Source organism: Pseudomonas sp. RV120224-01b (genome assembly GCF_003208145.1).
In the GTDB taxonomy this organism is placed as follows: Bacteria; Pseudomonadota; Gammaproteobacteria; order Pseudomonadales; family Pseudomonadaceae; genus Aquipseudomonas; species Aquipseudomonas monteilii.
Genome location: NZ_QKMQ01000005.1, coordinates 107848 through 120703 on the forward strand (window position 1 = coordinate 107848; position 12856 = coordinate 120703).

The window sequence follows — 12856 nt, forward strand, 5'->3', positions numbered from 1 at the left end:
GTACAGTACGCCCATCGCAAACAGGCAGGTAAACGCTTATGTCCAGCGCATTCACCCTCATGCAGTCGCCCGTCGGCACCTTGACCCTGGTGGCGCGCGGCGAGTGCCTGGCAGCCGTATTGTGGGAAGAAGAGCGGGAAAACCGCGTTCGCCTCGGCGACCTGTACCGTGACGACGAGTGCCCGGTACTGCGGGAAACTGCACGACAGCTGGGTGAGTACTTTGCGGGTAAGCGGCAGCGTTTCGAGCTGGCGCTGGATTTTGCCGGCACCGAGTTCCAGCGCCAGGTATGGGCCGCGTTGTTGGCGATACCCTTCGGTGAAACCCGCAGCTACAGTGACATCGCCCGGCAGATCGGCAACCCCAACGCCGTGCGCGCAGTAGGCGCCGCCAACGGCCGCAACCCGATTTCGATCATTGCACCGTGCCACCGCGTGATCGGTGCATCAGGCAGCCTCACCGGCTTTGCCGGCGGCCTGGCGGCCAAGCAGTACCTGCTGGCGCTGGAGGGCCGGCAAAGCCTGGCACTGGACCTGTAACGCGTCAGCTGAACCAGCTGGCGACCACGCAGGCCAGTATGGCCAACACCGACCCGGCCATCAGGGTGTAATGCCGGTGGGCCCGCCGTGCATGGGGCTTGACCTCGCGCAGGTACTCGCCGGGTGTAGGCGCGTCCGGCCTATGGCGTAAGCCTTCGGCCACATCGGCTAGTTGGCCCTGGATGAGCAGGCCGACCAGGTAGTAGGTGCAGGCGTAGCTCAGCAGCGCCAGTAACAGGTAGATCATGCCGGGCGTAGGTCCAAGGGCAGGGCCACGGCGCTGGTGTTGCCAGTGTCCAGCAGGATCAGCCCTTCACTGTGGTCATCCAGGCTCGCCAGCAAGCGGCCCTGGCTGTCCCACGCCGCCGAGCCGCCGGCGCCGATGAACGTGTCCGCCGGCCCCACACAGTTGGCCATCAGCACCGGCATGCTCAGTTCACGCGCCACTGCCGGGTAATGCAGGTAGCCTTCGCGGATGCCCTTGGCGGTTTTCGCCACACTGACCAGATACAGGTCGGCGCCGTGCTCACGGGCGGCGGCAGCGTGCGCCATGAACATCGACTCGTAGCAGATTGCCGGTGCCACCCGGTGCTCACCGACCTGCAGCAGCAATGCCTGATCGCCCGGGGTGAAGTAAGGCAGCTCGTCTTCATGCAGGCGCCGTTTGGCATAGGCCTGGCGCGCAGCCATGGGGCTGAGAATCGGCATGCCGATGCGGATACCTTCGGGTGTCGGCAACGGTAAGCCAGCCGCAACGGTGATGCCCAAGCGGTCACAGGCGGCTTGCAGCGGGTCCAGCCGTGCGGAGCTGACCGGCAGGGCGGCCTGGCGCGCCAGGGTAGGCTCATAGCCCGTCAGCGAGAGTTCGGGGAAGACCACCAGCTCGGCACCCAGCGCCGCCGCCTGTTCGATGCAGGCCAGGTGACGTTGGAGGTTGCCTGGCACATCGCCCTTGAGCGACGCCAGTTGTACGGCACACAGTTTCATCTAAACCCTTCCCTGGTACAGGTTGAAGGGCCGAGCATACTACCGGCACCAACGCCTGTACCAGTGAAGGGTTTTTCAGGTTGCCGGGTGCGCGGCGAAGCGTTGGCGGAACCAGTCGTTGAGCATGGCCTTCTCGGCATACAGGCGGTCGCTGCTGCTGGCGACCCGGCCCGGGCGGCTGAGGTACATCTTGTCGCTGACCCGCTCCTCCACTTGCCGGGCGGGTTTGCCCGGCTGGCTGAGGGTGTAGGTCAGGTCAATCGTCGGCCAGGTGATCTCGCGCATGAAGCGCACATCGTAGGCCTGGCTGTGCCAAGGCTCGAAGCGCCCGGCCAGGTCGATGTCGCGGATGTCGATGACCAGTTGCTGGCCCGGTTGCAGGTAGCGTTGGCCGAGCTTCTGCAAGTACTGGGTGAGGGTTTTCATCACATAGTCATCGGCGCCACGCTCATAACCGTGGCTGTCCAGGCTGGCATCGCGGAATTTTTCCGGGTGGTCGAAACGCACCTCGACCTGCGCGGGCGGGGCACCTTGTGCCATGCTGTCCAGTGACAGCGCCATGAGCACGGCAAACACGAGGGCGGTACGCATGATGCACCTCCGGGGTAGAGTGGGAGTGCTTCCATTTTACGCCTGCCATGGCGCCACCAGCAGAGGAAGATTGTAATGGGACGGTTTCGGCGGTTGCTTGCCAACATCCGGGGGCGGGACCTGGCAGTGGGTGATATCCATGGTCACTTCCAGCGGCTGGAGAAGTGCCTGGAAGCGGTAGGGTTCGACCCGGCCGTGGACCGCCTGTTCAGCGTGGGTGACCTGGTCGACCGTGGGCCGCACAGCGAGGCCGCTCTGGAATGGCTTGCGCAGCCATGGTTTCACGCGGTGCAAGGCAACCATGAGGCGCTGGCAATCACTCGCGTGCGAGGGGGGCGGCTTGACCTTGAGATGTACCGTGCAGCGGGTGGGAGCTGGTTCCTCGACCTGCCGCGGGCCGAGCAACTTCGCTATGTGGAGCGCTTCGAGCAGTTGCCGATTGCGATAGAAGTGGAAAGCGCAGATGGTCTGGTAGGCCTGCTGCATGCCGACAGCCCGTTTGCCGATTGGGCAGCCTTGAGGCGTTGGCTGGAGCTGGAACTGGATGACGATCCCAAAGTGCGGGAAGTGTGCCAGTGGTCGCGGCGGCGGCTGAAGGAAGGCAATACCCAGCCGGTGCAAGGCCTGCGCGCCTTGTTGGTGGGGCACACGCCGGTGCTGGAGCCCAAGCTGCTGGGCAATGTCTGGCACCTGGACACCGGCGGTTGGGCCAGTGGCCACTTCAGCTTGATGGACATGCGCACGCTGAAACTGCTCAGCCCAGCGCCAGATGCAGCAGCAACGCCAACGCCAATGCCACCAGCATGACGCCCGAGGCTCGCTCCAGCCACGGCAGGCTGCGGGCGAAACGCCGCAGAACCCGCCGGTTACCGATGGCCACGGCAACCAGCAAGTCCCAGAGCAGCACGATGCTGAACATCCACAAGGCGTACGCTGTTTTCCAACTGTCGCTGGCACTGGCTACCATGCTGGCCAGGCTGGCATAGAACAGCGCGTTCTTGGGGTTGAGGATGCCGGACAAGAAACCCATGCCCAAGCCCCGCCACCAACCCGGTACCGCCGACTCGCCCGCGACTGCGCCCAGGCGGGTTTGCCCGGCATGGCGTAAAAACAGCACGCCGATGTACAGCAGGTAGCTGGCCCCCGCCAGTTGCAGGGCGGTGAACAGCAGGCTGCCTTCCTGCAGCACCGACAGGCCGGTGAACGCCATGGCGATGAACGCGCCATTGGCCAGGGCGATGCCCAGGCAGGCACCACTGGCGATGCGCCAACCGCTGTTGATCGAAGTGCGTGCCACCAGGAAGAAGTCCGGCCCAGGTGATAGCAGCGCGAGGAAGTGGGCGAGGGCGATGATCAGGAACTGTTGCATGGGTGGGGCTGCTCTGCGGAAAACCGCAGTCTGCTGCCCGGCCTGTCAGGCGTATTGAACAATATTGCAAGCCCAGGCGGCGGGCCTTCAGCGCCCTCGGTACTGCCCCGGCGTCACCCCCACATGGGCCTTGAACACCCGCTGGAAGTGGCTCTGGTCGGCAAACCCGAGTTGGTAGGCCACCTCCGCCAACGCCGCCCCTTCACCCAACAGCTGGCGCCCGCGATTGACCCGGGCATTGAGCAGGTAGGCATGCGGTGTAAACCCGGTAGCCGCACGAAACGCACGGATCAGCTGATAGCGCCCAAGCCCGGCCTGATGGGCCAGTGCTTCCAGGCTCAAGTGCGCCGGGTCTTGGCCTTCGATGCGCGCGACCAACCCGCTCAGCGCGCTTGCCTCCAGGGCGGGGGCTGCAGATAGCGGCGGCTGGGCCGAGTAGTCCAGGTCCCCCAGAAAGGCAATCAGCGCTGCATCCTTCTCACCGTTGCTGGCGCAGGAGAACAACAGGCTGTTCAACTCGCAGAATTGCCGATACACCTGTGGTGCCCGGCAGATACGCGCCGGTTCGCCTGCCCCGGCACCGCTCAGCCCCGACTCCAGGCGCAACTGCGTCAGCCAGTCGGCGTCCACATGCAGCATCTGGTAGCTCCAGGCATGCCCGGGTGCGGGGTTGCAGGCATGTACGCGGTGGGCCGGGACAAACACCAGCGTGCCGGGCGTCAGGCGTTCCTGCCCGTCGGCAGCCCCGGTGAAATGGCTGTGGCCAGCATCCACCGCGCCGATGGAAAACGTGGGGTGGCTGTGGGCCTTGTAGCAAGCCCGGCTATGGCAGGCGCGGCGACTTTCCACATGCGCAAGTGCCGGGTCGCGCCATAGCGCGGTGTGGGGGCGGGGCATCACAAGGTCCTCGGTTTTGCCAGCAGGGTAACAGTTGCCGTTCACCCGTACAGTTTTTAACGCTGGCTGTAACTTGACCGCAAGGCCCGGCACCCGCCGAAATAGACGCCTGTTGCCAAAGGAAAACAAGAATGGACCTTTCTAGCCTGCTGCTTTTCATCCCCGCCTGCTTCGCCCTGAACATGGCGCCCGGGCCAAACAACCTGCTGTCGCTTCATAACGCCAGCCGCTACGGCCTGCGCACCGCCTGCGTGGCGGGTGGCGGGCGTATCCTGGCCTTCAGCGGCATGATCGCCCTGGCGGCCATGGGCCTGGCGGTGGTGCTGCACACCAGCGAATACCTGTTCCTGGCCATCAAGGTGGTGGGCGCGGCCTACCTGTTCTACATCGCCTGGCAGCTGTGGCGTGCACCGGTGGGCGAAGCCGTGGTGGCAAGTGACCACCCAAGTGGCACGTGGCGCCTGGCACGCCAGGAGTTCTGGGTGGCGGCCGGCAACCCCAAGGCCATTCTGATCTTTACCGCCTTCCTGCCACAGTTCGTCTCGGTCGGTAGCGCCACCCCGGTGAGCGAGCAGTTCCTCTGGCTGGGTGTGTTGTTCCTGCTGCTGGAGTGGGCGGCCATTGCCATTTACTCAGGCCTGGGCGCCTACATGCAGCGTTGGTTCAGCCAGCCTGGCCCACGCCGCCTGTTCAACCGGGTCAGCGCCTCCCTGCTGGGCTGCGCCGGCCTCGGCTTGCTGGCGGCACGCCGCTAGAACTGCCAGCGCACGCCCAGGTTCACGCCGCTGGCTTCCTGCTGGCGGCTGTCCAGGTTGGCGGTGTACTGCACGCCGCCATGCAGGCTCAGCGCCTCACTGACCTGCGCCACCACGCCGCCTTCCAGTTGTGCCGAGGTGTAGCGGTAGTCGGTCTTGATCTTGTCGACATCATCGAAGGTCAACGTATCGCGGCCACCGTCGCCGTGCCACAGGTTGACCTGTGCATAGGGCTGCAACAGGCGCCCGCTGCTACCCGCAAACGCACCTTCCAGGCGTACCCCCAGCCGGCCGGTCAGTTCAACCTGTGCGTCATGATGGATGCGCGAGACACTGTCGCTTGCGCTGTCGAGCGAGACCTTCTGTGCAATCAGCTGGGCTTGTGGCTCCAGGGTCCAGCGCTCGGACAGGGCGATGGGGTAGCCGGACTCCAGCGAAGCCGTCCAGGCATGGCCGTCGATGTTCAGCTTGTCGCCACGGTCCGAGCGGGCGCGGCCATCGAGGTGGGTGTACTGCAACACGGTATCCAGATAAGCACCTTGTGGCCCGACCAGCGTCCAGTAGGTGCCCACGCTGTCGCCATCAAGCCTCAGGTCGCCGACGCTTCGGTTCTCCTCGGCCAAGGCGAAACCCTTGACGTCGGCCTCCAGGCGGCTGTGACTGACGTAGAGGCCAACATGCTGCCGATAACCGTTGTCGCCAACCTTGGCGTACAAGTCCTGCCCAACCTTGAAACCGTACAGATCGCCATCCAGGCTCGGGCTGACCGTGCCGCTCCATTGCTGGCGTAGCGCGCCGCCGTAGGCCTGGCCCCAGCTGGCGGGCAGGGCGCCTTCACCTTTGAGTAGCAGTTGGTCGCCCTGGCGCTGGTGGAATGTGCCCAGTGCCTGGCGGGCGATGATCGCAGCGCCACGTGGAGCAGCGGCATATACGGGAACTTCCGGGCGATACAGCGGCAGGCTTTCACCTTGCACCGGGGCCGGCAGATCCACCTGACCGGGTGCCGGTGCCGCAACAGGTGGGGTTGCAGCGGGGGCAATGACAGGCGGCTCGCCAGGTTCGGTTGGCTGCGTCGGCTCGCCTGGTTGCGGGACAGGGGCCGGAGCGGGTGGCGCGACCACGGTTGAACGCAGGAACCAGCTGTTTTCGCTGCCAGCGGTTACGCCACCTTTGAACAGGCGATAGTCGTAGGCGCCAATCGACAGCGTCTGTGTCTGCACGAAGGCAGTGGCGGTACTGGTGGCGCCGTCACGGGCTTCGACGACCTGGATACCATTCAGAGCGGTCGCTGCACCCGCGCCATTGAGGTTGTTGATGAGCAATTGGGTAGAACCGCTGATGGCACCACGGCTGACCACCAGGCGGTCGGAGTCGGCACCGTCGCCTGCCAGCACGCTGTTCAGGCGCAAGGTGCCGTTGTTGCCGGTGTAATCGCCCTGTATGGTCAGGCGGCCCTGGGCGTCGTTGCCACGGCTCAGGTCGATGGTGCCGGCGTTTACAACCGATACCTTGTTGCCACTCTGGATACTGACGATGCTGCCCTGGCGGCTGATCAGCGAGCTGCTTGCATCAATTTGCAAGGTGCCGGTGCCCGTGGCAGGGATCACGCGTGGTTGGTCGGCGCCCAGATCTCCCAGGGTGAGGGTATCGTCGAGGGTCAGCTGGCTGCCTTGTTTGAGGTTGATGCTTTCCCAGTTGGCGTACAAGGCACCTTTGCCGACCTGACTCTGCTCGAACGAAAGCGTGTCCGTGCCGGTGCCGCCGTCCAGGATAACGGCCGAGTTGCCGAGGTCGAGGGTGCGGACGGTAGCCGTGTCATTCCCATTCTCCAGGATGACTCGTTTGCCGATCTGACCGCCAGTCCAGGTAAACACATCATTATCGTTGCCAGTGCGTATTTCGCCTTTGAGCGTGCCGCCACTGAGGGTGATCTTGTCTACGCCGCTACTGGTGCTGATATCACCGCCGATGGTGCCACCGGTCATGGTGATCGTGTCATTGCCAAGCCCACTGACGACATTGCCGACAACGAGGGTTTCAATCCCGAGATTTTGGGAAATATTGAGAATGTTGTCAGCAAGTTTGAGATCTATCCGGCCAATGCTGCCGCCCTGGAAGTCGGCGATGTCACCATCTTCAAACGCGCCCGTAATAGTTCCGCCGGTCATGGTGAACGTGTCCATGTCACCGCCCTGGTTCAGCGACCCCAACGTACCGCCAGACATGGTGTACGTGTCTTGGCCATTGCCTTGCTGCAATGACAGAACCGTGCCGCCACCGATAGTGAACGTGTCGGCCGCATTCGTCTGCACGATGGCACCCAGATTGTCACCGGGTGAAACGGTCAGGGATTCAGCGTGAGCCAGCAAAGGCAGGGTAAGCAGGGGGAATGCGGCAGGCAGCAGCAGGCGAGGGCAGCGCATAGGCAGGTCTCCGTGTCCATTGAAGGGTCCACTACCTGAAGCGTCGCTTCGGCCCTGCCTGTGTTGTATGTAATGTAAGGTGACGGGACAACTGGCAGAAATGTCAGGTGGCCCGCTGCCATCAATCGCGGTAGAAGGTTTGCACCAGGTGGTAGCCGAACTTGCTCTTGATCGGCCCGTGCACCACGCGCAGCGGCTTTTTGAAGATTACCTGGTCGATGGCACCGACCATCTGGCCCGGGCGGATTTCGCCCAGGTCGCCACCGCGTTTGCCTGACGGGCAAATGGAGAACTTTTTGGCAAGCACGTCGAAAGCCTCGCCGTTGGCGATGCGCTGCTTGAGCTTTTCGGCTTCGTCAGCGGTCTTGACCAGGATGTGGCGGGCTTGGGCTTTCATGGGGTACCTGTGCTTCGGGGAAAAAGGGCGGCATTATGCCTGCTCGCGCAACTCCACGCGATCTCGAAACTGCTCCAGCGCTTGCGGGTTGGCAAGCGCGTCGGTGTTCTTCACCGGTAACCCATGCACCACATTGCGAACCGCCAACTCCACAAGCTTGCCGCTGATGGTACGTGGTATGTCGCTGACCTGGGCAATCACCGCCGGCACGTGGCGGGGGGTGGTGAATTGGCGTATCACCTGGCGAATGCGCTGACGTAGGGTTTCATCGAGCTGCAGGCCGTCTTGCAGGCGTACGAACAGCACCACGCGCACATCGCCTTTCCAGTCCTGGCCGATGGCCACGCTTTCCAGCACCTGTTCGACCTTCTCCACCTGGCGGTAGATCTCCGCCGTGCCAATGCGCACGCCGCCCGGGTTGAGCACGGCATCCGAGCGGCCGTGAATCACCAGGCCGCCATGGGTGCGCTGTTCGGCATAGTCGCCTTGGGCCCAAACCCCCGGGTACTGGCTGAAATAAGCGTCGTGATAGCGGTTGCCGTCCGGGTCGTGCCAAAACCCCAACGGCATGCTGGGAAAGTTGCGGGTACACACCAGCTCGCCTTTTTCGTCCTGCACCGGCTGGCCGTGCTCATTCCACACTTCCACCGCCATGCCCAGGCCCTTGCACTGGATTTCGCCACGGCGCACTGGCAGGGTCGGGTTGCCCAGCACGAAGCACGAGACAATGTCGGTACCGCCGGACATGGACGCCAGGCACAGGTCAGCCTTGATCTTGCTGTACACGTAGTCATAGCTGTGGGGTGACAGCGGCGAGCCGGTGGACAGCAGCAACCGCAGGTTGGCCAGGTTGTGGCTGGCTGCAGGCTCAAGGCCCGCCTGCTCCAGCGCTGCCAGGTACTTGGCGCTGGTCCCGAAGGCGTGGATGCCCTCGGCGTCGATCAGGTCCAGCAGCCGTTCGGGGCCGGGGTGGAACGGCGAGCCGTCGTACAGCACCAGCGTGGCGCCTATTGCCAGGCCGCTGGCCAGCCAGTTCCACATCATCCAGCCGCAGGTGGTGTAGTAGAACAACACGTCATCGGCTTTCAGGTCGTTGTGCAGGCCGTGTTCCTTGAGGTGCTGCAGCAACACGCCACCGGCGCGGTGGACGATGCACTTGGGCACGCCGGTGGTGCCGCTGGAGTAGAGGATGCACAGCGGGTGGTCAAACGGCAGCGGGGTGAAACGCGGCTCGCCACCGGGCTGGTAGACGTCATCCCACAGGCTCACCCGGGCCGCGTGGAACTCGTCGGGGCGAGTGCCGCTACGGGTATGAGGTACTACGATCAGCTGCTCCAGGCCCGGCAGCTGCTCGCACACCTGATTGACCTTGGCCACCTGATCGATGTCTTTTCCAGCGTATTGATAGCCGGCACAGACGATCAGCAGTTTGGGCGTAATCTGGCCGAAACGGTCGATGATGCCATGCACGCCGAACTCGGGCGAAGAGGTTGACCAGATCGCGCCGAGGCTGGTGCAGGCAAGCATGGCCACCAGTGTTTGCCAGGTATTGGGCATCACGGCAGCCACACGGTCGCCTGCGACGATGCCTGCGGCCTTGAACGCCGCTTGCAACCCCGCTACATGGGCGGCCAGCTGGGCGTGGGTGAGCGCCTGGCGGTGGCCATCCTCGCGTATGGAAACGACGGCCGGGCGGTCGTCGCGACGGCGCAGCAGGTGTTCGGCGAAGTTCAGGGTGGCGTTGGCGAACCACTGCGCTTCGGGCATTTGTGGCCCTTCACTCAGCACCTGGCTCGCCGGGGTGTGCCAGCGCACGTGGAAATAGTCGGCAAGGGTCTGCCAGAAGGCGGGCCGCTGTTCGATGCTCCAGCGGTGCAGCGCCTGGTAGTCGGTAAGTTGCAGGTTGTAGCGCAGGTTGACCCGTCGGCGGAAGGCATCCATCCGGCTGGCCTCGACCTGCGCCGTGGAGGGGCGCCAGAGCACATCGTTCATGCGGTTCCTCCCGTTACTGCCAACTGCGGGCTTGTTCTTTGTGGGACAGGTATCCGCTATTCCCTGTGGGAGCGGGCGTGCCCGCGAAGCAGGCTGCGCGGTGGATGGCACGGGCTTCGCCCGTGTTCGCGGGCAAGCCCGCTCCCACAGTGACCGCGCAAGCTTTCAGATTTACTCTACTTTAGCCTTTTGCACGTCTTGCGATGCCGACCACACGCGGTAGCGCACTTCGACATCCTTGGGCACATACACCACCACCGGCAGCTTGCTGTTGTAACGCAGCAGGAAGCCGTCACCGACCACCGGCACGAAGGCCTCGGTCTTCTTGCCATCCGGGCAGGCCATCAGCGTGCTGGCAGGGCCGCTGACCTTGTCCAGGCGATAGTAGTTGTAGCCCCAGCCTTCCAGGGTGCGTTCTTCCAGGTTGCCGCCCAGGCGTTGGCGATTGCAGTCCACCTGCAGTGTCTTGCCGGCGAGGATTTCCAGTTTATAGGCCGACTCATCAGCCTGTGCCGGCAGGTGAATCACCTGCCGGGTGAAGCCTTTTTCTGCCTCGGGGTAGGGGGCGACGTCCTTCAGGCTGGCTGCCATCACAGGGGCTGCGGCAGCCAGGGTCAAGGCCAGAATCGCGGTCATCGGGGTAGGGCGCATAAGGCCTCCTTGCAAATAATCGAATGCGAGACCACTGCCAGGCCCAGGCCGCCCGTCATTGGGCCAACCAGCCACCATCGACGTTCCAGGCGGCGCCGCGAACCTGGCTTGCGGCCTCGCTGCACAAGAATAGTACCAGCTCACCCAGGTGTTCGGGGGTGACGAACGCCAGCGATGGTTGCTTCTCGGCCAGCAGATCATGCTGTGCCTGCAGCGGATCGCCACCGTTGGCAGCACGGTCGTCGATCTGCTTCTGCACCAGCGGGGTCAGCACCCAGCCTGGGCAGATGGCATTGCAGGTGACATTGCTGGTGGCCGTTTCCAGCCCGACCACCTTGGTCAGGCCGACCACACCATGTTTGGCCGCCACATAGGCTGCCTTGCCAGTCGAACCGACCAGGCCATGTACCGACGCGATGTTGATGATGCGCCCCCAGTTGCGCGCACGCATGCCCGGCAGCGCCAGCCGCGTGCCATGGAACACGGCCGACAGGTTGAGGGCGATGATCTTGTCCCAGCTTTCCTGCGGGAACTGCTCCACCGGTGCTACATGCTGGATGCCGGCATTGTTGACCAGGATGTCGACACCACCGAATTCGCGTTCGGCCAGGGCGAACAACGCTTCAATCTGGGCCACGTCCGACAGGTCGGCCGGGTGGTGAACGGCCTTCACCCCGTGCCGGGTGATCTCGGCCAGCGCCGGTGCCGGGTCGCCAAAGCCGTTGAGCACGATATTGGCGCCCGCGCGGGCCAGCACCTGGGCGATGCCCAGGCCGATACCGCTGGTGGAACCGGTGACGAGTGCAGTCTTGCCTTTGAGGGTCATGCATAGCTCCTTAGACGATGCCGGTGGCGTAGAACGTGGCGATGACCACGAACACCGCCAGGGTCTTGATCAGGGTAATACCGAAAATGTCCTTGTAGGCCTCGCGGTGGGTCAGGCCGGTCACCGCCAGCAAGGTGATCACCGCGCCGTTGTGTGGCAGGGTGTCCATGCCACCGCTGGCCATGGCGGCCACACGGTGCAGTACTTCGAGCGGGATGTTGGCGGCATGGGCGGCGGCGATGAACGTGTCGCCCATGGCCGCCAGGGCGATGCTCATGCCGCCCGAAGCGGAGCCTGTGATGCCGGCCAGCAAGGTCACGGTGATGGCTTCGTTGACCAGCGGGTTGGGGATGCCACGCAGGGCATCGGCCAGCACCAGAAAGCCTGGCAGCGAGGCGATCACTGCACCAAAGCCATATTCGGAAGCGGTGTTCATGGCCGCCAGCAAGGCACCCCCCACCGCGCTTTTGGTGCCCTCGGCCAGGCGCGTACGGATGGCGCCAAAGGCACACACCAGCACCATCAGGATGCCCACCAGCAATGCTGCCTGCACTGCCCAGATGGCCGTGAGCTTGGCCACGTCGCTTTGCACTGGCGCGCTCATGCCGGGCAGTTGCAGGCTGTGGCTGGGGCCGTACCACTGCGGGATCCAGTGGGTGAACAGCAGGTTCATCACCCCCACCAGCAGCAGTGGTGCCAAGGCCAGCCAGGGGTTGGGCAGGGCCAGGTCGGCAGCGGTTTCCGGCTCGTTGCGCAGGTCGGTGCCATAGCCCTCACCCGCACGCTGGGCTTTGTTGCGTTGGCGTTGCAAGTAGGCCATGCCGGTAAAGAACACGAACAACGTGCCGATCAGGCCCAGCCATGGCGCCGCCCAGGCGGTGGTGTTGAAGAAGGTGCTGGGGATGATGTTCTGGATTTGTGGGGTGCCCGGCAGGGCGTCCATGGTGAACGAGAATGCGCCCAAGGCGATGGTGGCCGGGATCAGGCGTTTGGGGATGTTGCTCTGGCGGAACATTTCGGCGGCGAACGGGTACACCGCGAACACCACCACGAACAGCGAAACACCGCCATAGGTGAGCAGGGCACAGACCAGCACGATGACCAGCATCGCCTGTCGGGTGCCGAGCAGGCGGATGGCGGCGGCAACGATCGACCGGGAGAAGCCGGACAGTTCGATCAGCTTGCCGAACACTGCGCCCAGCAGGAACACCGGGAAGTAGAGTTTGATGAAGCCCACCATTTTCTCCATGAACACCCCGGTGAACGCGGGGGCCACGGCAGAGGGATCGGTGAGCAGGACGGCGCCGAGGGCGGCAATGGGGGCAAAGAGGATTACGCTGTAACCGCGATAGGCAGCCAGCATCAGCAGAGCCAGAGCGGCGAGGGCGATGAGCACGGTCATCGGGGTGGGTCTCCTGGGTGAGTCTTG

Annotated in this window: 14 protein-coding genes; 3 read left to right on the top strand and 11 right to left on the bottom strand. The window is 64.0% G+C overall.

Annotation, left to right across the window (positions count from 1 at the left end; all coding sequences use genetic code 11):
- Nucleotides 1–38: 38 nt before the first annotated feature.
- Nucleotides 39–539 (top strand): methylated-DNA--[protein]-cysteine S-methyltransferase, encoded by a 501-nt coding sequence (locus N436_RS10555; protein WP_105948059.1) that lies wholly within the window; start codon nucleotides 39–41, stop codon nucleotides 537–539.
- Nucleotides 540–543: 4 nt separating this feature from the next.
- Here the strand turns inward: N436_RS10555 and N436_RS10560 are convergent, their stop codons facing one another.
- From N436_RS10560 to N436_RS10570, 3 genes are all read right to left on the bottom strand, one after another.
- Nucleotides 544–786, bottom strand: a complete 243-nt coding sequence (locus tag N436_RS10560) for a hypothetical protein (protein WP_019097539.1) — start codon at nucleotides 784–786, stop codon at nucleotides 544–546.
- Entirely contained in the window at nucleotides 783–1526 is a 744-nt protein-coding gene (locus N436_RS10565) for a carbon-nitrogen hydrolase family protein (protein ID WP_110740982.1), read from the bottom strand. Before N436_RS10565 ends, N436_RS10560 begins: the two co-directional genes overlap by 4 nt.
- Nucleotides 1527–1601: 75 nt before the next feature.
- Nucleotides 1602–2117, bottom strand: a complete 516-nt coding sequence (locus N436_RS10570) for a DUF3016 domain-containing protein (protein ID WP_110740983.1) — start codon at nucleotides 2115–2117, stop codon at nucleotides 1602–1604.
- A 75-nt stretch (nucleotides 2118–2192) separates the two neighbouring features.
- Between N436_RS10570 and N436_RS10575 the strand changes: the two genes are divergently transcribed.
- Nucleotides 2193–2924, top strand: a complete 732-nt coding sequence (locus N436_RS10575; protein WP_110740984.1) for a metallophosphoesterase — start codon at nucleotides 2193–2195, stop codon at nucleotides 2922–2924.
- Here the strand turns inward: N436_RS10575 and N436_RS10580 are convergent.
- Nucleotides 2872–3486, bottom strand: a complete 615-nt coding sequence (locus N436_RS10580; protein ID WP_110740985.1) for a LysE family translocator — start codon at nucleotides 3484–3486, stop codon at nucleotides 2872–2874. The two genes, N436_RS10575 and N436_RS10580, sit on opposite strands and share 53 nt — an antisense overlap.
- Before the next feature lie 87 nt (nucleotides 3487–3573).
- Nucleotides 3574–4383, bottom strand: coding sequence for an AraC family transcriptional regulator (locus N436_RS10585; RefSeq protein ID WP_110740986.1), 810 nt, complete (start codon nucleotides 4381–4383; stop codon nucleotides 3574–3576).
- Between the two features lie 131 nt (nucleotides 4384–4514).
- On the opposite strand from N436_RS10585, the gene N436_RS10590 reads away from it, so the two are divergent.
- The gene (locus tag N436_RS10590) at nucleotides 4515–5138 is read left to right on the top strand and encodes a LysE family translocator (RefSeq protein ID WP_104834775.1); all 624 of its coding nucleotides are present in this window, start codon (nucleotides 4515–4517) and stop codon (nucleotides 5136–5138) included.
- On the opposite strand, the gene N436_RS10595 is transcribed toward N436_RS10590, so the two are convergent.
- The 6 genes from N436_RS10595 to N436_RS10620 form a co-directional block, all read right to left on the bottom strand.
- Nucleotides 5135–7561: an autotransporter outer membrane beta-barrel domain-containing protein gene (locus N436_RS10595; RefSeq protein ID WP_110740987.1), complete on the bottom strand. Its 2427-nt coding sequence runs from the start codon at nucleotides 7559–7561 to the stop codon at nucleotides 5135–5137. The genes N436_RS10590 and N436_RS10595 overlap by 4 nt on opposite strands.
- Before the next feature lie 121 nt (nucleotides 7562–7682).
- Nucleotides 7683–7958, bottom strand: coding sequence for a peptidylprolyl isomerase (locus N436_RS10600; protein WP_016715601.1), 276 nt, complete (start codon nucleotides 7956–7958; stop codon nucleotides 7683–7685).
- 33 nt (nucleotides 7959–7991) lie between these two features.
- Nucleotides 7992–9950 carry an acetoacetate--CoA ligase gene (locus N436_RS10605; RefSeq protein ID WP_110740988.1) on the bottom strand — a complete coding sequence of 653 codons (1959 nt, stop codon included), beginning with the start codon at nucleotides 9948–9950 and terminating at the stop codon, nucleotides 7992–7994.
- 171 nt (nucleotides 9951–10121) lie between these two features.
- Entirely contained in the window at nucleotides 10122–10601 is a 480-nt protein-coding gene (gene eco, locus N436_RS10610) for a serine protease inhibitor ecotin (RefSeq protein WP_025754168.1), read from the bottom strand.
- A gap of 55 nt (nucleotides 10602–10656) precedes the next feature.
- Nucleotides 10657–11427, bottom strand: a complete 771-nt coding sequence (hbdH, locus tag N436_RS10615; RefSeq protein WP_110740989.1) for a 3-hydroxybutyrate dehydrogenase — start codon at nucleotides 11425–11427, stop codon at nucleotides 10657–10659.
- A gap of 10 nt (nucleotides 11428–11437) precedes the next feature.
- Nucleotides 11438–12829 carry a GntP family permease gene (locus N436_RS10620; protein WP_105948069.1) on the bottom strand — a complete coding sequence of 464 codons (1392 nt, stop codon included), beginning with the start codon at nucleotides 12827–12829 and terminating at the stop codon, nucleotides 11438–11440.
- Nucleotides 12830–12856: the final 27 nt, after the last annotated feature.